The sequence below is a fragment of the Polaromonas sp. P1_F8 genome (genome assembly GCF_056405635.1).
Genome location: NZ_JBFUBS010000006.1, coordinates 1 through 19,671 on the forward strand (window position 1 = coordinate 1; position 19,671 = coordinate 19,671).

The 19,671-nt window shown below is 64.3% G+C and carries 20 protein-coding genes and 1 pseudogene; 9 read left to right on the forward strand and 12 right to left on the reverse strand.

Going from position 1 to position 19,671, the window contains the following annotated elements:
* The 6 genes and pseudogenes from AC1D1J_RS18190 to AC1D1J_RS18215 all read left to right on the forward strand — a co-directional run.
* Window positions 1-186: pseudogene (locus tag AC1D1J_RS18190) on the forward strand (hypothetical protein); the annotation flags it as partial.
* A gap of 84 nt (window positions 187-270) precedes the next feature.
* Window positions 271-933 carry a hypothetical protein gene (locus AC1D1J_RS18195; protein ID WP_477695480.1) on the forward strand — a complete coding sequence of 221 codons (663 nt, stop codon included), beginning with the start codon at window positions 271-273 and terminating at the stop codon, window positions 931-933.
* Window positions 930-1,421, forward strand: a complete 492-nt coding sequence (locus tag AC1D1J_RS18200) for a hypothetical protein (RefSeq protein WP_477695481.1) — start codon at window positions 930-932, stop codon at window positions 1,419-1,421. Before AC1D1J_RS18195 ends, AC1D1J_RS18200 begins: the two co-directional genes overlap by 4 nt.
* Window positions 1,418-2,245 (forward strand): COG1470 family protein, encoded by an 828-nt coding sequence (locus AC1D1J_RS18205; protein WP_477695482.1) that lies wholly within the window; start codon window positions 1,418-1,420, stop codon window positions 2,243-2,245. The genes AC1D1J_RS18200 and AC1D1J_RS18205 overlap by 4 nt, the downstream gene beginning before the upstream one ends.
* Window positions 2,242-4,338, forward strand: a complete 2,097-nt coding sequence (locus AC1D1J_RS18210) for an SdrD B-like domain-containing protein (RefSeq protein ID WP_477687156.1) — start codon at window positions 2,242-2,244, stop codon at window positions 4,336-4,338. Before AC1D1J_RS18205 ends, AC1D1J_RS18210 begins: the two co-directional genes overlap by 4 nt.
* A gap of 294 nt (window positions 4,339-4,632) precedes the next feature.
* On the forward strand, window positions 4,633-5,154 hold the full coding sequence (locus AC1D1J_RS18215) for a hypothetical protein (RefSeq protein WP_477687155.1): 522 nt from the start codon (window positions 4,633-4,635) through the stop codon (window positions 5,152-5,154).
* A 34-nt stretch (window positions 5,155-5,188) separates the two neighbouring features.
* On the opposite strand, the gene AC1D1J_RS18220 is transcribed toward AC1D1J_RS18215, so the two are convergent.
* The 12 genes from AC1D1J_RS18220 to AC1D1J_RS18275 form a co-directional block, all read right to left on the reverse strand.
* Window positions 5,189-6,523: an esterase/lipase family protein gene (locus tag AC1D1J_RS18220; RefSeq protein WP_477695483.1), complete on the reverse strand. Its 1,335-nt coding sequence runs from the start codon at window positions 6,521-6,523 to the stop codon at window positions 5,189-5,191.
* 199 nt (window positions 6,524-6,722) lie between these two features.
* Window positions 6,723-7,100 carry a response regulator gene (locus tag AC1D1J_RS18225; RefSeq protein WP_457281360.1) on the reverse strand — a complete coding sequence of 126 codons (378 nt, stop codon included), beginning with the start codon at window positions 7,098-7,100 and terminating at the stop codon, window positions 6,723-6,725.
* Between the two features lie 97 nt (window positions 7,101-7,197).
* Window positions 7,198-8,058 (reverse strand): pseudouridine synthase, encoded by an 861-nt coding sequence (locus AC1D1J_RS18230; protein WP_477687153.1) that lies wholly within the window; start codon window positions 8,056-8,058, stop codon window positions 7,198-7,200.
* 84 nt (window positions 8,059-8,142) lie between these two features.
* A complete protein-coding gene (kdpE, locus tag AC1D1J_RS18235; RefSeq protein WP_457281362.1) occupies window positions 8,143-8,847 on the reverse strand; it encodes a two-component system response regulator KdpE in 705 nt (234 codons plus the stop codon).
* Between the two features lie 19 nt (window positions 8,848-8,866).
* Window positions 8,867-11,575 carry a DUF4118 domain-containing protein gene (locus AC1D1J_RS18240; RefSeq protein WP_477695484.1) on the reverse strand — a complete coding sequence of 903 codons (2,709 nt, stop codon included), beginning with the start codon at window positions 11,573-11,575 and terminating at the stop codon, window positions 8,867-8,869.
* A gap of 33 nt (window positions 11,576-11,608) precedes the next feature.
* Window positions 11,609-11,785: a hypothetical protein gene (locus AC1D1J_RS18245; protein ID WP_477695485.1), complete on the reverse strand. Its 177-nt coding sequence runs from the start codon at window positions 11,783-11,785 to the stop codon at window positions 11,609-11,611.
* Between the two features lie 11 nt (window positions 11,786-11,796).
* A complete protein-coding gene (gene kdpC, locus AC1D1J_RS18250; protein WP_477695486.1) occupies window positions 11,797-12,369 on the reverse strand; it encodes a potassium-transporting ATPase subunit KdpC in 573 nt (190 codons plus the stop codon).
* Window positions 12,370-12,393: 24 nt separating this feature from the next.
* Window positions 12,394-14,469 carry a potassium-transporting ATPase subunit KdpB gene (gene kdpB, locus AC1D1J_RS18255; RefSeq protein WP_477695487.1) on the reverse strand — a complete coding sequence of 692 codons (2,076 nt, stop codon included), beginning with the start codon at window positions 14,467-14,469 and terminating at the stop codon, window positions 12,394-12,396.
* Between the two features lie 25 nt (window positions 14,470-14,494).
* Window positions 14,495-16,294 carry a potassium-transporting ATPase subunit KdpA gene (kdpA, locus tag AC1D1J_RS18260; protein WP_477695488.1) on the reverse strand — a complete coding sequence of 600 codons (1,800 nt, stop codon included), beginning with the start codon at window positions 16,292-16,294 and terminating at the stop codon, window positions 14,495-14,497.
* Window positions 16,294-16,392 (reverse strand): potassium-transporting ATPase subunit F, encoded by a 99-nt coding sequence (locus AC1D1J_RS18265; RefSeq protein WP_457281368.1) that lies wholly within the window; start codon window positions 16,390-16,392, stop codon window positions 16,294-16,296. The genes kdpA and AC1D1J_RS18265 overlap by 1 nt, the downstream gene beginning before the upstream one ends.
* A 216-nt stretch (window positions 16,393-16,608) precedes the next feature.
* Complete coding sequence (locus AC1D1J_RS18270; protein ID WP_477649103.1) at window positions 16,609-16,803, reverse strand: hypothetical protein; 195 nt, start codon at window positions 16,801-16,803, stop codon at window positions 16,609-16,611.
* A gap of 13 nt (window positions 16,804-16,816) precedes the next feature.
* Window positions 16,817-17,602 carry a sulfite exporter TauE/SafE family protein gene (locus AC1D1J_RS18275; RefSeq protein WP_477687147.1) on the reverse strand — a complete coding sequence of 262 codons (786 nt, stop codon included), beginning with the start codon at window positions 17,600-17,602 and terminating at the stop codon, window positions 16,817-16,819.
* Window positions 17,603-17,694: 92 nt separating this feature from the next.
* Here AC1D1J_RS18275 and AC1D1J_RS18280 point away from each other — a divergent pair, with 92 nt between their 5' ends.
* Genes AC1D1J_RS18280 through AC1D1J_RS18290 form a run of 3 tightly spaced genes read left to right on the forward strand, consistent with a single transcriptional unit; the run spans window position 17,695 to window position 19,662 of the window.
* Window positions 17,695-18,636, forward strand: a complete 942-nt coding sequence (locus AC1D1J_RS18280) for a LysR substrate-binding domain-containing protein (RefSeq protein WP_477695489.1) — start codon at window positions 17,695-17,697, stop codon at window positions 18,634-18,636.
* 4 nt (window positions 18,637-18,640) lie between these two features.
* Window positions 18,641-19,309 (forward strand): HD domain-containing protein, encoded by a 669-nt coding sequence (locus AC1D1J_RS18285; RefSeq protein ID WP_477695490.1) that lies wholly within the window; start codon window positions 18,641-18,643, stop codon window positions 19,307-19,309.
* Window positions 19,306-19,662, forward strand: a complete 357-nt coding sequence (locus AC1D1J_RS18290; RefSeq protein ID WP_477668652.1) for a hypothetical protein — start codon at window positions 19,306-19,308, stop codon at window positions 19,660-19,662. Before AC1D1J_RS18285 ends, AC1D1J_RS18290 begins: the two co-directional genes overlap by 4 nt.
* Window positions 19,663-19,671 lie beyond the last annotated feature (9 nt).

Here is a 19,671-nt window from a genome sequence, read left to right on the forward strand (position 1 = left end):
GCATTCAACCTGGGCGCAAGCGGCGGAGCCGGTACCGCCACCACGTTGACCGCTACCAACAAGCTTGTCCGCGTCGAAGGCAAGTGGACCTACACCTACCTCAATGCAACCTTGCCAGCAGCCGGTACCTACGGCGGCACCATCGTCAAGAATGGCCGCGTTACCTACACCGCTACACAACTCTGATTACATAAATCCTTAAATGGCCCCGCTTGTCGGGGCCATTTTTATTTTTTGTTGATATTTCTTAGTTAGCGTAAAGTGGTACTTATGCGCACCCAATCCCTGTTCTTCGTACCCGCTCGCAGCAGTGTGTTGCAAGTGCTGCGCGTCGCCGCATTGGTGGCCGGCGCTCTGGCCTGTGCAGGCGCCCAGGCCTTTGTCGTCACCATCACAGCAGGCACCAAGTCATTGTTTTTGCAGGTGGGCGCAGGAACCATGACCGGCGGCAACTTCAATTCCGGGGGCACGCCCGGCAACAACTCCACCATCAACCGTGTTTCGGTCACCATTCCAGCAGCCAACATCGGAGCCGGCACCAGCGCCATGACAACCGACAGCACCGTTACGGCCAGCCCTTATGACAGCTTTGCCTTTTGCACGGTGCCCGCGCAGGTTTACGTCGGCGGCTTTTACCGCACACCGGGCACCGGCGCCAACGCCACACTCACCGCCACCGCGCCGGCCTCTCTGGTCAATGCCACGGGCGACACCATTCCCTTCAATACCATCTCCTGGGTTTCCGGCGGCGCACAAGACCCGACCCCCACCATCCCCAGCGGAACGTTTGTAGGCGGGGCATCGCAAACGCTGCTCAGCGTTACACGCAATACCTGGTTTGAAAGCTGCCTGCAGTTCAACTACGCCAATACCCAACTGGTGGGTTCGGGCACCTTTACCGGACGCGTCAGCTACACCCTGACCTCCCCATGATGATGAAAAGACCGGTCAGCCTGTCACACCTCATCGGATTTGCCGCCCTCCTGCTGCTTGCCAACGCACTGACTGCGCAACACGCAGCCGCCACCACGACCCGCGTGGATGACACCGGCACCGTGGCCACCCAGAGCGTCGTCCCCATGCGCTGGCGGCAGCTGGTTCCCGGCCGCGGGGCCGACAACTCGGTGGAGGCCAGCCTGCGGGTCGCCCTGCGCCTGAACCTCTCTCGCTGGCTGAACCAGCCGGTCAGGCTTTACATGGGGCTCGCCCCGGTCGCGGGCGAGCCCATCTTTGTCACCTGGAGAACCCAGGGGCGTTTGCTGCCGGGCTCACTGCGATCTGGCGGCCGTACCCTGATCTTTGACGGTGTTGTTGGCGCGGCCTCTCTGGAAGAAACCGTTGAGCTGATTCTCAGAACCGATGGGCGTGCGCTGACGTCTTCCCAAGCCCTGCAGTTTTATTTCGAGGTAGACACCCCATGACCCGTCTGCGGTTACCTGCCCTGCCACGGTGCGCGGCTGGCTTTCTTGGTCTGGCCTTCGCCCTGGTTGCGCCTGGCGCAATGGCAAGCGAATTTGCATTGGCAGTGTCGCCTCCCCGGTTTGAACTCGAAGTCAAACCCGGCGAGCGCCTGCGCCAGATCATGGAAATCACCAACGCATCATCAGCATCCACCTCGTTCAGCATCAGGACAGCGGACTGGCGGCTTGGCATGGACAACTCCGTCACTTTTAATGATGAACTGGGGCCCGGCAGCTGCCGACCATGGGTGGCCATCGAGCGGCGCGAACTCACCATCGCGGGCGGACGTCCTTACCGGTTTCGTTTTGAGGTCAACGTGCCGCCCGACGCAAAGCCCGGTGAATGCCGCTTTGCCATCATGCTGGAAGGCCAGGAGCAGGTTACCCGCATGGAGTCGGGCCCGCCTATTCCTTTTTCAGCCCGTCTCGGCGTGGTGGTTTACATCGCCATTGGCGGCGCCACACCAGAGCTGAGCGTGGCCGGCTCGGGCGTGCAGACCGTGAACGGCAAGCCCACACCCGTCCTGCAGATCCGCAACAGCGGCACGGCCCACGGCCGTGTCACCGGCTTCCTGAACGGCACTGATGCGTCCAATACCTCCCTGGAATTCTCGCCGGCCAACACCCCCATACTGCCCGGCGAGACGCGCACCATTCCACTGAGCGCCACTCGCCCGGGAGACCAGGACACGGCGGCGCAAATCCGCTATCCCGTCACGGTGCGCGGCAAGCTCGAATGGGGCAAAGGCCAAACACAAAGTATTGAGCAGCGCTTCGCCCCATGAAGCGACGAGCGCACACGCCGATCATCCCTTTTTCCTTGCCACTCAAGTGGTGGCGCTTCGGCCTTGCGGGACTTGGGGCCGGTTTTGCGACGGCTGCGGCCCTGGCCCAGGGAACGGCTCCGCCCGCCGAGGGCCAGCCTTATGTGGACCGCGTCATGGAGGGCCTGCCGGACCCTGACGGCGGACTTCAGCTGAAGGCCAGCGAATACAACGAAGCCGGCTGGCCGCGAAGCTGGCGTGTTGACTATTCCCTGTTCAAGCAGAACGGCGGCGGTGGCGACACCACATCCCGCGCGTTGGGCATAGGCGGCTTCCTGGACACACCGAACCACGGCGCACTGTCGATCAATGCCAACCTGGTCCAGCAGCAGTCGAATGCGCCGGGCAACCAGGCCCAAAACAGCGGCAGCACCTGGCGGATTGACCAGCGCGCCCTGCCGCTGGACGGCGGCTGGTTTGCCAACCACAACGCGGGCGACATCAATACCGTCAGCACCAGGCTCGCCCGCGGTACCGGGAGGGTGTCGGTGCCGGCCACGCCCATCCGGGGTGTTGGCGGACAGTGGTACCTGAACGACGCCGTAGACCTGAACGCAGCCGCGGGACGTACCGGCCTTTTTAGCGGGCTGGATGCCGTCGGGTTCCAGACCTCCGGCGGCAGCATCGGGTCTGCCGGTGCGCAATTTCGCCTTCCCACCGGTGACGCATTGGGGGCAGGAAGCCGCACTGACGCCGCATTCCAGCTGATCGACGGCAAAAACATTTCGGACGGCGCGGGCTTCGGCAACGCACTGAACACCCGCGCTTACTTTGCTGCGGCGTCCTGGGAAGGCGCAGCGCCGTGGGGCACGGGAGTGGCTACCGGCTATGGGTCGCCCAGCGATCGCGTCGGCGGCTTGCGCATGCAGGCCAACGTGGTACGCAGTGACAGCACGCAGGGCGGCGTCGCGACCGGCCTCTGGCTGGACGCCGCATGGCGAACCGAGCGCTGGCGCACCACAGCCGGTGTTTTTCGCTTTGAACCCAATTTGCGCTGGGGCACAACAGTTCTCGCCAGCGACCTGCAAGGCGTCTACTGGCAGGCCGACACCTCCACCCGGCAGTGGCAAGCCGGGTATGCGGTCGAGCTGAGCGACAGCGTGAGCCGCGCCGGCGCAGGCAGCAGTGCGTCGGGACGCAGTGCCTTCATCAACGTCAACGGCCGCTACCTGCTCGATTCGCGCAACTCGGTGGGCGCGGCCCTGAGCTTTCGCGCCATCACCAGCCCCGGCCAGTCGGCGCAGCTGTCCTGGAGCCGCGCCAGCGACTGGGGCCAGACACAATGGCGCGCCGATCTGGCCAATGCATCCGGCGTCCGGACAACCCGGCTCGGGGTAGACCAAAGCTGGCCGGTTGTCTTGCCGGCCACTTTCGGCACCTCGCTGGCATGGGAGCGGATGAGCGGCAATGTCAGCCCCACCACAGGCCTGATCTGGGGCATTCTCGGCACCCTGTCGCCGTGGTCGCAATGGTCGCTGGATGGGTCGGTGCGGGGTGCACGCCGCAGCGACGGCGGCGAGTCGGTCAATGCAAACGTTGGGGTGAGCTGGCAGCCTTATATCGGCTGGTCGCTCACCCTTCGGTATACCGAATCACGCGGGCAGGAACCGCTTCCGGCGCTGGTGGTCTCGGCCCTGACGGCAGCAACGCAGCAGGCCATTGCAACCACCCAGACCAACCGCAGCATCCAGCTGCTGCTGCGCTACGAAGACCGGGCCGGCACTTCCACGGCACCGCTGGGCGGCCTGCCCGGAACCGGCTCCGGCGGACTGACAGGCACGGTGTTTTTCGACGCAGACAGCAATGGCCGCAGGGAAGCCTCCGAAGGCGGCGTGCCTGGCGTCACCGTCATCCTTGACAGGCGCTATGTGACACGAACCGACAGCCAGGGCCGCTACGAGTTTCCCTACGTCGCGGCCGGAGAGCATTTGATCGAAGTTTCTCCGGACAACGTCCCGCTGCCCTGGAGCCCGGTTCTTCGCGATCCTGCGAAGACGGTCATCCTGGTACGCCAAACCAACTCGCTCGACTTCGCCGTGCAGCGCGAACGCTGAAAACACCGCCTCCCGCGCTCCACGGAGAGCCCACGTGAGCGGAGATACCTGGCTTCTATCCTCAGAACGTCTGGGTTCCGGGCAGCAGCAGTCCCCCGCAAACGCAAAAATTGACAAATCAATGGCCCCGTCCGGCCAAAATTTGATAAAACAATCAAAAACAAGCTGAAATTTGCTGAAAAACCAGATAAATCGGTAAATAAGTCACATATTTACTGTCATTAATATCTTGCATCACTTTTATCAATTTAGTTACTATGAGGGCGTACTTAATCATTTTCTGGTTCAGCCCCAATGTCCTCCTGCCGCACCTACCCAACGTCTTTCAGCCGCCTCATGGCGCTGTCGGCGCTGCTGGTGGCCATGTTCTGCGTAGCGCAGAGTTCACGTGCTGGCGAGATGCTGAGTGTTGACAAACCCCAGGCCAGCACGAAGCTGGATTTCGCCATCGTCATTCCGGCTGTGCTTCGTATCCTGGAAAACAGCCACCCGGCAGCCCTGTTCTCTGCCGACACAACGGGATCCCTCATTTCCGCCACGCAGCGCATGGTGCTGGTATCGACCCTGGGCAAGGGCTTCTGCATGGACTTGCAGCTCAACCAGGAACAGGTCGCCGGCTGGCAAATGAACGTCAGCGGCAGCGCGGGCACACGCGTCGAGGCGGCTGATGGCGGCTACCGGGTCTGCGCACTGCGTCCTGGCCGTTTTGAACTGGCCCTCCAACACGCCTTCAGCCTGAAGGAACGCAAACCCAACACAGACGCCCCGGCCGCCAACTTCAGCTGGCCCGTCAGTGTGAGCCTGGTCACCCCCTGACCAGATTGCGTAAAACCCCCGGCCGCCAGGAAGGCTAGCGGCCCAGCCATTGCACCAGCTGGCGCGTCACCTCGGGGCGGCCCAGCAATTCCATGTGGTTCATGCCCTGCGCCACCCACTGGTTTTCCGGCGCAAACGCCAGCGTGCGGGACGCCTCTTCATGCAGGCCCAGGGCACTTTCCAGCGACACCAGCCCATCACCCACCATCTTGCGCGCCAGTGCCTCCCTGACCGGGACCAGCGGGCCGCGGCCGGCTGACAGCGTGGTGGCGGCGACCGCATAACAATCCACGCCCGCGGGCAGGGGGACGACCTCCCGCACGTCGGGGCCACGCTCAAAACGCCCCGCCTGCCGCCAGTCGGCTTCCAGCACGTTGCCGTGGCGGAGGTCGGTGATGCCGGCACTGCGCACCTGGCCGATCCTGGCAAAGGGCCGCGTCACCAGGTTGCTGCCCAGCACGCCGTCGACCCAGCTGCCCAGCCGCTCCAGCGGCGCGCCGTGATGGGGTGTTCCCAAAAACACCATGGCCTTGAGCTGCTGCAGCCAGCTGTGGCCCGCCTGGGCTGCGTGGTGGCAGGCGCTGCGCGCAACCAGGCCGCCCATGCTGTGCACCAGCAGCGTCACGTCCTGCACCGGTTGCGGCCAGGCCTTGACCAGCTGCTGCAACAGGCCGGCAAATTGCTCGCCGTTGGCCGAGGTATGCAGCCCCGTGTTGTAGTGCAGGTACACCGGCGTGTAACCCAGCTCGCGCGCCAGTTGCCCCCCATGGCCCTGCGGCAGCGCGCTGTTGCCGCTCCATTGCAGGTCATTCATGCACAGCCCGTGAACCATCACCAGGATCTTTCCCGTCGCTTGCGGCAGCCGCGCGGCCAGCGCTTGCGGGTCCAGCGCCAGCGGCTGGCCTTCATGGCGCAAGCTCATGCGGATGGCCAGCGGATTGGCGGTGTCCAGCAGCAGGTCTCCCAGCACGCCGTTCAGGGCCGAAAGCATGGCCTCGCGCTGCGGTGAAGAAGCCTGCGCGCCGGCCAGCGGCACTGCCCGCGACAACACCGCATTGGCCGCCCCTCCTGCCAGCCGCGTGACACCCCTGATGCTGCCGTAGACCCAGCCCGTGATGCCGGAAGGCTTGACGCCGCTGCTTCCCGGCGCGCTGTCGACGAACCTTGAACCCAGCAGGCCAAACGGCGCGGCAACAGCCTTGTACACATTGCCCTGCACGGTTTCTGCCAGGCCTGTGACGCCCAGGGTGGCCTGCGTGGCAAGCTGGGCCAGCCCCTGGATGTCGGAAACATGTAGCCAGGTCGGCAACCTGAAAGACCCGGGTTTGGGGATGGTTGCCGTGGCGTCAAGCCGTTCTGGTGTGCTCATGGCGCGATTGTGGCGCCATAGGCGCCCATGCGCCAGCGGGTAGTGCCGTAGCGGCAGTTTTACAGATAAAAAGCGGTGTTAAGGCAAGCAGAGCGAGCGCAACCAGCTACCAATTTAATAGCAACAGGTTTCAGCAAACACCGTTAACAGAGGCTAGCCGTGCGACAGCAAAGTGCCGCATTGCAGCGTGCCGTTCTGTCTAGTGCAAGGTCGTTTGTTCCTGGCAATAATCAAACAGTCCTTCGAGCTCGCTGGATTTGTCGAACACCGCATCGGCCCCGAGTTCGGCGGCGCGCCTGCGGATTTCATCCGTCGCGTAGTTGCTCAAAACGACCACCTTCTGGTAAGGCTCGCGATTGCGGCAACCTGCGAGCACGCCCAGCCCGCTGCCTTCTTTCAGGAAAAGGTCCACGATGGCCAGATGCCACTCACCGTTGTGAAGCTTCAGCCAGCGGGTGGCCTCGGTCTGGGTGGCGCCGTGGCCCGTTACCTGGACAGCGGCAATCTCCTTGAGCGCCTCTATCAGGTTCTCAAGAACGATCTCGTTGTCTTCTACCAGGTAAGTAATAAGTGCCATACAACCCACTTTAGGCCGCGGCACACGGGAAACTGCCATCCGTTGGCGCACATCCGGGTAGGACAGGGGCACGCTCGGGTAAGCCCGAGCGTGCAGGCTAGAAGTGCTCGTGCGGCGCCAGGTAGCGCCATTGGCCGACCGGCAGGTGGCCCAGGTTGACATTGCCGATGCGCACGCGCTTCAGTCCGGTGACAAAGAGGCCCACCTGCTCGCACATGCGGCGAATCTGGCGTTTTTTACCTTCCTTGAGCACAAAACGCAGTTGCTCGGGGTTTTGCCATGACACCTGCGCGGGCTTGAGCGCCTGGCCGTCCAGGCTCAGGCCGTGGTTCAGCAAGGCCAGCTTTTCGCGCGGGAACAAGGCCTGCACGTTGGCGGTTTCGTCCCCTTTTTCAGTTCTGTAGCTGACACGCACCAAATACTCTTTTTCGATCTCCGAATCTTCACCGATGAGCTGGCGCGCCACACGGCCGTCCTGCGTCAGCACCAGCAACCCGATGGAGTCAATGTCCAGCCGCCCGGCCGGCGCCAGTCCGCGCAACTGCTCGTGGCCCCAGCGCATGCGGCTGTTGCATTCGCGCCAGCGGTTTTGCGGCTGCACCAGCACCACGGCCGGCTCATGCCCGTCTTCCGCCTGGCCACTGACATACCCCACCGGCTTGTTGATCAGGATGGTGACCTGCTGGCGCTGCTGCTGCTCGGCCTGGCGGTCAATCTCGATGCGTGCATCCACGGCCACCGGTTGCCCCATGACGGCCGGCGCACCGTTCACACGCACCCAGCCGCGGGCGATCCAGTCGTCAGCCTCGCGGCGCGAGCAAAGGCCCAGTTCGGCCATGCGTTTGTTCAGCCGCACGGTGGCGGCCGGTGCGCCTGGTGCAGCCGCTGCTGGCGCGGCTTTCTGGATTCGTACGGCGCCGCCGACAGGCCTCGGGCCGGGTTTGAGAGGTTCAGTCATTTGCTATCTATTTTATAGCTGCTCGCGCAGGTTATTCGTGGGCTACAGGCGTATTTGGCACTTAAATGCCGCCTGGTACGGCCCTCAGGCTACCCAAAGGCGGTATCCCACAGCCGTTTCCGTGAGCAGGTGTTTGGGCTGCGCCGGATCGGCCTCGAGCTTCTGGCGCAGGTGGCCCATGTAAATGCGCAGGTAGTGATTCTGCCCGGCATGGGCGGGACCCCACACCTCGCGCAACAGCTGGCGATGCGTCAGCACCCGCCCGGCGTTGGTCATCAACACGGTGAGCAGGCGGTATTCGATCGGCGTGAGATGCACCTCCACACCGCCGCGGCGCACCAGCCGCGCCTGGCGGTCCACCACCACATCGCCAAAGGTAAAAAGCGGCTCGTCAGGCGTTCCGTCAGCGCTGGCAGCGCGCGGGCGGCGCAGGTTGGCACGCACCCGGGCCAGCAGTTCGCCCACACCGAAGGGCTTGGTCAGGTAGTCGTCGGCGCCGGCGTCCAGCGCGGCGATTTTGTCGGCCTCGTCGGCGCGCGCCGACAGCACCACAATCGGCACGGCCGACCAGCCGCGCACGTCGCGAATCACCTCCAGCCCGTCGCCGTCGGGCAAGCCAAGGTCCAACACCAGCAGGTCGGGCTTGCGCGTGCCGGCCTCGGTCAACCCGCGCTTGCCGGTGTCCGCCTCGAACACCTGCCAGCCTTCGGCCTCCAGCGCTGCGCGCACAAAGCGGCGTATCTGCGGCTCGTCTTCAATCACAACGGCAACGGGTGTGGGGTGGGACATGGGCAAAGAGGAAGAAAGGTCAGGCGGTTTCGGGCAGGCCCTGCGGCGGCGGGCGGCGCGGCAGGGTGATGGTGAATTCTGCACCACCGCCCGGCGCATTGGCGGCTGTGATCTGCCCGCGGTGCGCCTGCACCACCGCCTGGCAGATGGCCAGGCCCAGCCCCACGCCCGGCGTGGCCGATTCGGTCTCGCCGCGCGTGAACTTCTCGAACAGCTCGTGCTCGCGGCCCTTGAGGGTGGCGGGCAGGCCGGGCCCGTGGTCACGCACCGCCAGCATCAGCGCCTGCTCCGTCGCCTCTGCGCTGATTTCTATAGGCGACCGCCCGTACTTGGCGGCGTTTTCCAGCAGGTTGACGAGCACGCGCTCCATCAGCACCGCGTCAAATTCGACCAGCGGCAGATCGGCGGGTAGCGCAGCCGTGACAGCCTTGCCGGCCAGCGCGTGCTGCGCCTGGCGGATCGCCGAACCGACAATTTCCTCGACAGACTGCCATTCGCTCCTCAGGTTAACGGCACCGCTTTGCAGCCGCGCCATGTCCAGCAGGTTGTTGACCAGCGCGCTCAGGTGGCGCGCTTCGCCGGCGATGGCGCGCGCCGCCTGCGACTGTTCGCTACTCAGTGGCGGCGCCGTGCGCTGCAGGGAGTCGGCCAGGCCGATCAACGCGGTCAACGGCGTGCGCACGTCGTGCGAAATCGCCGCGAGCAGCATGTTGCGCAATTTCTCGGACTCCATCTGCACCACCGCCTGCTGGGCCACCTCCACATAGTGCACGCGCTCCTGCGCGATGGCGATCTGCCGCGCCAGGGTTTCGAGCTGCTGCATCTGCTCGGGAATCAGCAGCCAGCGCGCCTGCGCAGGCTTGAGCGCCAGCACGCCGCGCACGCGCATCGGCGCCTTGAGCGGGATGTAATGCCATGCCTGGGCCGATAAGGTAGCGGTGGCCAACCCCGCCGGCTGTTCGTTGCGAAACACCCAGTCGGCCACACTGGCATCAAAATCCGCTGGTGGCTTCTCTGGCGGCACCAACTGGTCGTGGCTGTCGGTCACCATCACCAGCGCCTGTCCGCCGAAGTTGCGCTGCGCGGCCGCCTCGCCGAGTTCCATGACCTGCTCACTCAGCAGCGCCGCCGACAGGTCGCGCGTGAGCTCGAACAGCGATTGCGCGCGGCGCTCGCGGCTGGCCGCAATGCGCGCCTGAAAACGCAGGCCCGCCGTGAGCTGCCCCGTCAGCAGGCCCACCACCAGCATGACGGTAAATGTCAGCAGGTACTGCACGTCGCTGACGGCAAACGACAGGCGCGGCGCCACGAAGAAAAAGTCAAACGCGGCCACGTTGAGGAAAGCCGCCAGCGCCGCCGGTCCACGCCCGAACTTCAGCGCCACCAGCACCGTGCAGAGCAGAAACAGCATCACGATGTTGGCGAGGTCAAAAAAACTGAGCAAGGGCAAAGCCAGCACGGTGACGGCTGCGCTGCCGGCCGCAGCCCATGCGTATCGCGGCAGGCTCTCCTGCCAGGCCGCGGCAGCATCATCGTCCGCAGAACGCTGCACGGCGCGCGTCAGCCGCCGGGCACTGTCGGCGTGACCCACCTCCACGATGTCCAGTGTGGGCGCCAGCGTCGCCAGCCGGCGCGTCATGGTGGAGCCGGCCCACAGCGCGCGCCAGCCCGGCAGCTGCGGGCGCCCCACCACCAGCGTGGCGCAATTGAGTTGCTGCGCCTGCGCTACCAGTTCGGCTGCGGGATCGCTGCCGGTCAGTACCGCCGTGGCCGCGCCCAGTTCTTCGGCCAGCTGAATGACGGCCAGGATGCGGTCGCGCCTGGCGACCTCCAGCAGCTGCAGGCGCGGCGTTTCCACATACGCTGCGTGCCAGCGCACATTGAGCTGGCCGGCCAGGCGCGCCGCCGTGCGCACGGTCTGCTCAGCCCCTTCGCGCGGGCCTATGCAGGCGAGGATGGCGCCCTCGGTGTTCCAGACCGGTGCTATGGATTTCTCGACGCGGTAGCTGCGCACGTCGTCTTCCACATGCTCGGCCGTGCGCCGCAATGCAATCTCGCGCAGCGCGATCAAGTTGCCCTTGCGGAAAAAGTTCTGCGCCGCGCGCTCGGCCTGCTGCGGCAGGTAGACCTTGCCGGCCTTCAGCCGCGCCATCAGCTCGTCGGGCGTGACGTCGACCAGGATGATTTCATCGGCGCCGTCCAGTACCGTGTCCGGGACTGTTTCATGCACGCGTATGCCGGTGATGGCGCCCACCGTGCCGTTGAGGCTTTCCAGGTGCTGCACATTGACCGCTGACCAGACGTCGATGCCGGCTTCCAGCAGCTCCTGCACATCCTGCCAGCGCTTGGCATGGCGCGAGCCCTCCACATTGCTGTGGGCGAGCTCGTCGACCAGCAGAAGTGCCGGCTTGCGCGCCAGCGCCGCGTCCAGGTCGAACTCTTTCAACCTGTGCCCGCGATAGGCTACCTCCTGCAAGGGCAGTTGCTCAAGCCCGGTCAGCAGTTCCATGGTTTCACTGCGGCCATGGGTTTCGACCACACCGACCAATACATCCCGCCCGGCCTTACGCTCGCGCTGCGCGGCGCTGAGCATGGCGTAGGTCTTGCCCACGCCGGCACTGGCACCGAAGTAGATGCGCAAACGTCCCCGGCGCGCTTTTTCCTCCTCGCCGCGCAGACGGTCAAGGAGTTCGTCGGGGTCAGGGCGGGAGTCGGAAAAACTGGCCATGCCGTTGCGCTATTCCTGGGTGATTCAAAAGTTTCAAAGATCGCCTCGCAAAGGGTAACACCGGGTGTGTTTTTCCTGTTCGCCTGACTCGCCATCTTTTGGCATGCCGGACTCCTGCCTTTCACTACGGCCCGCGATCCACCAGGCCACCGCCAGCGGCACGCCAAAGGCGGCCAGCGCACACAAGACCCGCAGAAGATCAGAGTTCATGGAAATTTCTCTTAACGAAGCGCTTCCAGCGCGAGGTTGAGTTGCAGCACATTCACCTGGGCCTCGCCCAGAAAGCCCAGCAAGGGCTGCTCTGTGTGCTGCCCGACCAGGGCCTGAACCTTCTCAGGCGCCAGGCCGCGTGCTTTAGCCACACGAGCCACCTGGTAGCGCGCCGCAGCCGGGCTGATGTGCGGGTCCAGCCCGCTGGCAGACGCCGTGACCAGGTCCACCGGCACCTGGGCCGTGTTGCCCGGATCGGCCGCTTTCAGCGCTTCGACACGGCCCTTGACCGCGTCGACCAGCGCAGGATTCAGCGGGCCCTGGTTGGAGCCGCTGGAAGCCGATGCGTTGTAAGGCATGGGCCCCGTGGCCGATGGGCGACCCCAGAAGTTTTTGGGATCGCTGAAGTTTTGCCCGATCAGCGAAGAGCCGACAACCTTGCCGTCACGCTGGATCAGGCTGCCGCCGGCCTGCGCCGGAAACAACGATTGCGCGGCGCCGGTCACCACCAGGGGATAAGCCACGCCGGTGACCAGGGTCAGCACGGTGAACATCACAATTGCGGGGCGAAGAATATTTGTCATGAGGATTCCTTGATATGCAGGTGTTCAGGCGAGGTTCATTGCTACCAGCAGCAAGTCAATCGCCTTGATTCCGATAAAGGGCACGATGAGACCGCCCAGGCCGTAAATAAGCAGGTTGCGGCGCAGCAGCGTAGCGGCGCCCACAGCGCGGTATTTCACACCTTTGAGCGCGAGCGGGATCAGGAACATGATGATCAGGGCGTTGAAAATCACCGCCGACAAAATCGCCGACGACGGACTGCCCAGACGCATCACATTGAGCGCGGCTAGCTGCGGGTAGGTGGTCACAAAGATCGCCGGAATGATGGCGAAGTACTTGGCCACGTCGTTGGCTATTGAAAACGTGGTGAGCGAGCCGCGCGTCATCAGCAAGGCCTTGCCGGTTTCCACAATCTCCAGCAGCTTGGTGGGGTTGGAGTCGAGGTCCACCATGTTGCCGGCCTCCTTGGCAGCCTGGGTGCCGCTGTTCATGGCCACCGCCACGTCGGCCTGGGCCAGGGCCGGCGCGTCATTGGTGCCGTCGCCCGTCATCGCCACCAGCCGGCCTTCGGCCTGGTACTCGCGTATCAGCTTGAGCTTGTCTTCCGGCGTGGCCTCGGCCAGGAAGTCGTCAACACCCGCCTCGGCGGCGATGGCGGCGGCCGTGAGCTTGTTGTCGCCGGTGATCATCACCGTTTTGATGCCCATGCGGCGCAGCTCGCCGAAGCGTTCCTTGATGCCGGCCTTGACAATGTCTTTGAGCTCCACGATGCCCAGCACCGTGCTGCCGTCGGCCACAGCCAGCGGCGTGCTGCCGCGGCGCGACACTTCGTCGGAGGCGCGCAGCACCTCGGCCGGCACGCTGCCGCCCAGTGCTTCCACATGCTTGCGAATCGCATCGACCGCGCCCTTGCGCAGTTGCCGCTTGCTTCCATCGGGGTTCAAGGTATCCATTCCGCTCATGCGGGTTTGCGCAGTAAAGGGAACCTCGGTCACGGCCTGCATGGCCGGCTGGCTGACGGCCAGCTTCAGGGCCAACGCCACGATGCTGCGGCCCTCCGGTGTTTCATCGGCATAGGAGGCCTGCATGGCGCAGGTGGCGAGCGCTTTTTCAGACACACCGGGCGCGGGCAAAAAACTCGAAGCCTGGCGGTTGCCGTGGGTGATGGTGCCGGTCTTGTCCAGCAGCAGCACATCCACGTCGCCGGCAGCCTCGACCGCGCGGCCCGAAGTGGCGATGACATTGGCCTGCATCATGCGGCTCATGCCGGCCACACCCACGGCCGACAGCAGGCCGCCAATCGTGGTCGGGATCAGGCAGACCAGCAGCGCCACCAGCGCGGTGATGCTCACCACCTTGCCCGCCCCCACCGCACCCACGCTGAACACGGAGAACGGCAGCAACGTGACCGTGACCACCAGGAAAACAATGGTCAGCGCCACCAGCAAAATCGTGAGTGCGATTTCATTGGGCGTCTTCTGGCGCTTGGCGCCTTCAACCATGCTGATCATGCGGTCCAGGAAGGACTCGCCGGGATTGACGGTGATGCGCACCACCAGCCAGTCTGACAGCACGCGCGTGCCGCCGGTCACGGCGGAGAAGTCGCCGCCCGACTCGCGCACCACCGGGGCCGATTCGCCGGTGATGGCGCTTTCGTCGACCGAGGCCACGCCTTCAATCACTTCTCCGTCCAGCGGAATCATGTCGCCGGCATCGACCAGCACCACGTCCCCTTTCCGGAGATTTTCAGCTTCTTGCGGCAGGAACGTGGCGCCATGCCGGGGTTCCTTGAGCTTCTTGGCCCAGGTGCTTTTTTTCAGGCTCCGCAGCGACGCCGCTTGCGCCTTGCTACGGCCCTCGGCCAGCGCTTCGGCGAAGTTGGCGAACAGCACGGTGAACCACAGCCAGACGGCCACGGCAAAGATGAATCCGGCCGGTGCTTCGCCCTGGCCTTGCAGGGCTTGCAGGCCCAGCAAGGTCGTGAGAATGCTGCCGATGTAGACGACAAACATGACCGGGTTACGCCACTGCACACGCGGGCTCAGCTTGGTGAATGAAGCCACGATGGCCGGCTTGAGCAGCGCGGGATCCAGCAGCACTAAAGTTTTTTTGGTACTCATATGGGTTTCTCTTTGAGCCTCGCGGTTATTGGCCTGGCCACAGCATCAGGTGCTCGACCACCGGGCCCAGCGCCAGGGCTGGCACGTAATTGAGCAAGCCCACCAGCAGCACGGTGCCTATCAACAGCGCCACGAACAGCGGGCCGTGCGTGGGCATGGTGCCGGCCGTGACCGGCAGGCGCTTCTTGGCGGCCAGCGCACCGGCAATAGCCAGCACCGGAACAATGAAGCCGAAGCGGCCCAGCCACATGACGATGCCCAGCAGCGTGTTGTAGAACGGCGTGTTGGCCGACAGCCCCGCGAAGGCGCTGCCATTGTTGTTGCCGGCCGAGCTCAGCGCGTAAAGGATTTCAGAAAAACCGTGTGCACCGGGGTTGGCAATGCCCGCCTTGCCTGCGCCGGCCAATACGGCGATGGCGGTGCCGGCCAGCACCAGGACAGGCGTGACCAGGATGGCGATTGAGGTCAGCTTCATCTCATGCGCCTCGATCTTCTTGCCCAGGTATTCCGGCGTGCGGCCAATCATGAGGCCGGCGATGAACACCGCCAGGATGGCGAAGATCAGCATGCCATAAAGGCCCGTGCCGACGCCGCCGAACACCACTTCGCCCAGCTGCATCATCACCACGGGCACCATGCCGCCCAGCGGTGTGAAGGAATCATGCATGGCGTTGACTGCGCCACAAGAAGCCGCCGTCGTGATGACCGCAAACAGGCTGGAGGCATTGATGCCGAAGCGGGTTTCCTTGCCTTCCATATTGCCGCCGGCCTGCAGCGCGCTGGCCGTCTGGTCCACATCCAAAGGCGGGAGCAACGGGTTGCCGGCCTGCTCGGCGGGCGTGATGGCCACGACCGCGATCACAAACATCACCGTCATGGCGGCGAGCACGGCCCAGCCCTGGCGCTGGTCGCCCACCGCGCGGCCGAAGGCGAAGCACAGCGCCGCCGGAATCAGGAAGATGGACAGCATCTGAAAGAAATTACTCAGCGCCGTCGGGTTTTCGTAAGGGTGGGCTGAGTTGGCGTTGAAGAAACCGCCGCCGTTGGTGCCCAGCATCTTGATGGCTTCCTGAGACGCGACCGGGCCCATGGCCAGGGTCTGATTGTCGGATTTGGCATCCTCCATCACGGGATTGCCCTTGTCGTCTTTCAGCGCCTGGCCATCAGGGCCGTTTTTCGGCTGCTGATAGCTGGTCACTTCCAGTGTGCTCACGTCTTTGTAGGCATCAAAGTTCTGGATGACGCCCTGCCCCACAAGAAAGACGGCAAACACCAGCGACAACGGCAGCAGCAGCCAGGCCGTGATGCGCGTGATGTCCACCCAGAAGTTGCCGATGGCGCGGGTCGCGCGCGCGGCAAAACCGCGGAACAACGCAAACACCACGGCGATACCGGTGGCTGCGGAGAAGAAATTCTGCACAGCCAACACCAACATCTGCGTGAGGTAGCTCATGGTGGACTCGCCGGCATAGCCTTGCCAGTTGGTATTGGAAACAAAGCTGACGGCGGTGTTGAAGGCCGAGTCGGGCGTCACCGCGGCCATGCCGGCAGGGTTGAGCGGCAACCAGACCTGCAGGCGCTGCAGGGCATAGACAGCCAGCACGCCGAGCGCGTTGAAGGCCAGCAAGGCCAACGCGTACTGCGACCATTTCATGTTGGTATCGGCCGATGTACCGGCGAGGCGATACAGCGGCGCTTCCGCCTTATGCATCCAGTTGGGGAGGCTACCGGAATACAGGCGGGCCAGCCAGATACCCAGCGGCCAGGCCGTGACCAGCAGCGCACCGAGGAAGAGGGCGAGGAGCCCCCATGACACGTTGCTCATCAAAACTCCTCGGCGCAGATCAGCGCATAGACGAGGTAAGTGAGCAGCAGGACAGCACAGACGCCGCCGAAGCCGTACAAAACGTCGAGGCTGATCATGAACGGCCTCCTTCGGATTTTTCAAGCTTCTGGAAGCCCCAGACCAGCAAGACCATCACACCCCAGAGGGCGGCGGCGCCAAGAATAAACGCGAGATCCATGACTTTCTCCAACAACAAACGATGGAAGAAGTTTCGGATCCGACGTGTAAAAACGGGGATGAAAGACCGGTAGCCGGTATAAAGAAAGCGTAAAAATTAGGGGTTTAAACCCTGTTCAAGCCGATGCGTGAGACCGCATCACCACGCGCAGGTGCAGCGCGCGCAGGGCGTCAATGTCGTCCAGCAGGGACGAGGCCAAAGGCAGCAAGGGATCACCCTGATCGCCCGCTTCCTCCAACAGCAAGACCAGACGCGCGGCTTTGGCATGGAGCGCCTCCATAGCCTGCGAAACCTCGCTGTGGTTTTCCATCGCACCGGCGTGGCTATCGCATCGCGCTGCGGGTGACCATGTAAACGCCTATCAGCAGCAGACCGGTGAAAAACAGGCGCCTGAAACCCTTCTCGCCCACTCGCCCGCGCAGCTTCTGGCCGACGACCATGCCCAACAAGGCAGCGGGCAATGGCAGCAGCAAACTCCAGCCACCCGGCATACTGCCCATGGCAAAAGAGCCCTCCATCACCAGGCGCAGAAAAAGTGCGACAGTAGAAACGGTAAAAGACAGGCCAAGCGCCTGCACCAGCTCGTCTTTCTTGAGCGATAAGGCCTGCAGGTAAGGCACGGCCGGAAAGACAAACACGCCGGTGGCCGAGGTGATGGCGCCGGTCGCCAGGCCGGCAGCGAAGGAAGAAACCCGCTCGCCGCGCGGCGTGACCACCAGCGGCAGCGCGCACAGCCCCAGCAGCGCATAAATGATCAGCGCGGCGCCCAGACCTGCCGAGGCGAGGTCCGCATCAAGGGTGACCAGGCTGACCGGTGCCCACAACGTTCCGGCGATCACGCCAGCCTGCAGCGGCCACAGGCGCCGCAACAGGCTTGCCAGCGCGGCGCCGTCCCACATCTGCCAGGCATTCGTCAGCAACGAAGGCAGGATCAGGATGACGGCTGCCTGCGCAGGCGGCATCACGCCGGCCAGCAAGCCCATGGAGAGCGTCGGCAACCCCAGGCCCACCACGCCCTTGACGAGGCCGGCCAGCAGGAATACGCCGGCGACGGCGGCCATCAAGAGGGTGTCGTTCCCTGCGCTCACGAAGTTGTTCATCGAGTTCATGCGCCGATTCTGCGCAGCGGCGCGCTGGCGCTCAAGCGGTAATATCCGTTTACAGCCTTCGCCGTTGCCGAAGGCTAAAACGCCTGCAGCCCATGCCCGCCACTCTTCGCTTTGACCTCATCGACCTTCGGCTGTTTCTGCACACCGTTGATACAGGGAGCATCACGGCGGGCAGCAAGCTCTCGCACCTGGCGCTCGCCTCGGCCAGCGCACGCATACGCGGCATGGAAGACGCCCTGGGTGTCCCGCTGCTGGAGCGCCTGCGCGCCGGCGTGAAGCCGACCAAGGCCGGCCTGGCCGTGGCCCACCATGCGCGGCTGATGCTGCAGCAGCTTGAGCGCATGCACGGCGAGATCGGCGACTATGCCGGCGGGCTGGCCGGCAAGGTGCGTTTGCTGTCGAACACCGCCGCCATCACCGACTACCTGCCACAAGCACTCGCGGATTTCCTCAACACCCATCCGGCCATCGACGTTGACCTGGAGGAGCGCCCCAGCCACCTGATCGTGTCGCAGCTGCTGGCCCAGACGGCCGACCTCGGCATCGTGGCCGACTCCGCCGACGTCTCCAGCCTTGAATCCAAACCTTTCCGGCACGACCAGCTGGTGCTGGTGGTCCCGCCCGGCAGCGGATTCGGCCGCCAGCGCCAGATTCTGTTTGAGCAAGCCCTGACCCACGACTTCGTCGGCCTGGGAGAAGACAGCGCGCTGCAACAGCACCTGAACCTGCAGGCCGTACGCCTGGGGCTGCGCATGCGCACCCGCATACGGCTTCGCAGCTTTGAGGCGGTCTGCCGCATGGTGGAGGCCGGGGTCGGCGTGGCCGTGGTGCCGGCCATCGCGGCCGAACGCCATGCGGAGGCAGGCAAGCTGCGCATCCTCAAGCTGACCGACACCTGGGCCGACCGGCAGTTGCTGATCTGCGCGCGCCGCTTTGACCAGCTGTCGCTGCCGGCGCTGAGACTGGTCGAGTCCCTGTGCGCGCCTGCCGCCCCGCCGGAGCGCCCACACACGCACAAAACTCCCAAACGATAAAGTCATGCCCATGCAAACCCCTGACCCCACAGACCTGCTGGCCAGATCCTGGCGGCTTTGCGCTGATGCCCTTGCCGTCCGGCCAATCGGGCGGGCGGTGTTCGACGAACTGGTGGCGCGCTACTCAGAGCTGCACCGCAAGTACCACACCGTGCAGCACCTCAGGGAATGCCTCTCGCATTTCGAGGCCGCCCGCGACCTGGCCGAACAGCCCGCAGAGGTCGAGATGGCGCTCTGGTTCCATGATGCGATTTACGACACGCAACGCCACGACAACGAGGAAGAAAGCGCCGACTGGGCTCGCGAGGTGCTGCTGGCGCATGGCACCGCTGAAGCCGCCGCGCAGCGCGTTCACGACCTGGTCATGGCCACCCGCCATACGGCGCTGCCGGCCTCGGCTGACGAACAGTTGCTGGTCGATATCGACCTGTCCATCCTGGGCGCCGGCGCGGAGAGGTTTGCCGAATACGAGCAGCAGATCCGGGACGAATACGCTTTTGTGCCCGCGGCCCTGTTCCGGCAAAAACGGGGCGAGATCCTTCAGGGCTTTCTGGACCGGCCTGTGATCTACAGCACGGCGCATTTCCACGAAACACTGGAAGCACGTGCACGCGAGAACCTGTGCAGGGCGATTGCCGGCACGACTTCGGCAACCACCCCTTCAGCACCATGAACATCTGCCCCCATTGCCACCAGGCCGGAATCAAAACCTGGGAAAAACGTCTCTCCAGCCGAGGCAACCCCGCCACCTGCACCTTGTGCGGAGGGCTCTCGCATGTTCTGGCCAGCGCTGCGGGCGGCACATTTGTCCTCACATCCGTCCTGTTGGTGATTGCCGTCCTTGCCGGCTTCTTGACCAACTCATGGCTGGCCGGGTTGTCGGGTGCACTGCTGGCGGCGGCCTACAACCTGTGGGCATGGCAACGCGAAGTGCTTTGGCCAATCCTCAAGGAAAACGCCCAGGCTGCAAACCGCGCCAATTGGGTGGTCGAAGCGGTTTCCATCTTTATTTTGTTTCTTTCCTGAGGACGGCGG

What these genes read in the sequence shown, in the direction of transcription:
- AC1D1J_RS18195 (WP_477695480.1), top strand. Translation starts at nt 271, where the DNA reads ATGCGCACCCAATCCCTGTTCTTCGTACCCGCTCGCAGCAGTGTGTTG.
- AC1D1J_RS18200 (WP_477695481.1), top strand. Translation starts at nt 930, where the DNA reads ATGATGATGAAAAGACCGGTCAGCCTGTCACACCTCATCGGATTTGCC.
- AC1D1J_RS18205 (WP_477695482.1), top strand. Translation starts at nt 1,418, where the DNA reads ATGACCCGTCTGCGGTTACCTGCCCTGCCACGGTGCGCGGCTGGCTTT.
- AC1D1J_RS18210 (WP_477687156.1), top strand. Translation starts at nt 2,242, where the DNA reads ATGAAGCGACGAGCGCACACGCCGATCATCCCTTTTTCCTTGCCACTC.
- AC1D1J_RS18215 (WP_477687155.1), top strand. Translation starts at nt 4,633, where the DNA reads ATGTCCTCCTGCCGCACCTACCCAACGTCTTTCAGCCGCCTCATGGCG.
- AC1D1J_RS18220 (WP_477695483.1), bottom strand. Translation starts at nt 6,523, where the DNA reads ATGAGCACACCAGAACGGCTTGACGCCACGGCAACCATCCCCAAACCC.
- AC1D1J_RS18225 (WP_457281360.1), bottom strand. Translation starts at nt 7,100, where the DNA reads ATGGCACTTATTACTTACCTGGTAGAAGACAACGAGATCGTTCTTGAG.
- AC1D1J_RS18230 (WP_477687153.1), bottom strand. Translation starts at nt 8,058, where the DNA reads ATGACTGAACCTCTCAAACCCGGCCCGAGGCCTGTCGGCGGCGCCGTA.
- kdpE (WP_457281362.1), bottom strand. Translation starts at nt 8,847, where the DNA reads ATGTCCCACCCCACACCCGTTGCCGTTGTGATTGAAGACGAGCCGCAG.
- AC1D1J_RS18240 (WP_477695484.1), bottom strand. Translation starts at nt 11,575, where the DNA reads ATGGCCAGTTTTTCCGACTCCCGCCCTGACCCCGACGAACTCCTTGAC.
- AC1D1J_RS18245 (WP_477695485.1), bottom strand. Translation starts at nt 11,785, where the DNA reads ATGAACTCTGATCTTCTGCGGGTCTTGTGTGCGCTGGCCGCCTTTGGC.
- kdpC (WP_477695486.1), bottom strand. Translation starts at nt 12,369, where the DNA reads ATGACAAATATTCTTCGCCCCGCAATTGTGATGTTCACCGTGCTGACC.
- kdpB (WP_477695487.1), bottom strand. Translation starts at nt 14,469, where the DNA reads ATGAGTACCAAAAAAACTTTAGTGCTGCTGGATCCCGCGCTGCTCAAG.
- kdpA (WP_477695488.1), bottom strand. Translation starts at nt 16,294, where the DNA reads ATGAGCAACGTGTCATGGGGGCTCCTCGCCCTCTTCCTCGGTGCGCTG.
- AC1D1J_RS18265 (WP_457281368.1), bottom strand. Translation starts at nt 16,392, where the DNA reads ATGATCAGCCTCGACGTTTTGTACGGCTTCGGCGGCGTCTGTGCTGTC.
- AC1D1J_RS18270 (WP_477649103.1), bottom strand. Translation starts at nt 16,803, where the DNA reads ATGGAAAACCACAGCGAGGTTTCGCAGGCTATGGAGGCGCTCCATGCC.
- AC1D1J_RS18275 (WP_477687147.1), bottom strand. Translation starts at nt 17,602, where the DNA reads ATGAACTCGATGAACAACTTCGTGAGCGCAGGGAACGACACCCTCTTG.
- AC1D1J_RS18280 (WP_477695489.1), top strand. Translation starts at nt 17,695, where the DNA reads ATGCCCGCCACTCTTCGCTTTGACCTCATCGACCTTCGGCTGTTTCTG.
- AC1D1J_RS18285 (WP_477695490.1), top strand. Translation starts at nt 18,641, where the DNA reads ATGCCCATGCAAACCCCTGACCCCACAGACCTGCTGGCCAGATCCTGG.
- AC1D1J_RS18290 (WP_477668652.1), top strand. Translation starts at nt 19,306, where the DNA reads ATGAACATCTGCCCCCATTGCCACCAGGCCGGAATCAAAACCTGGGAA.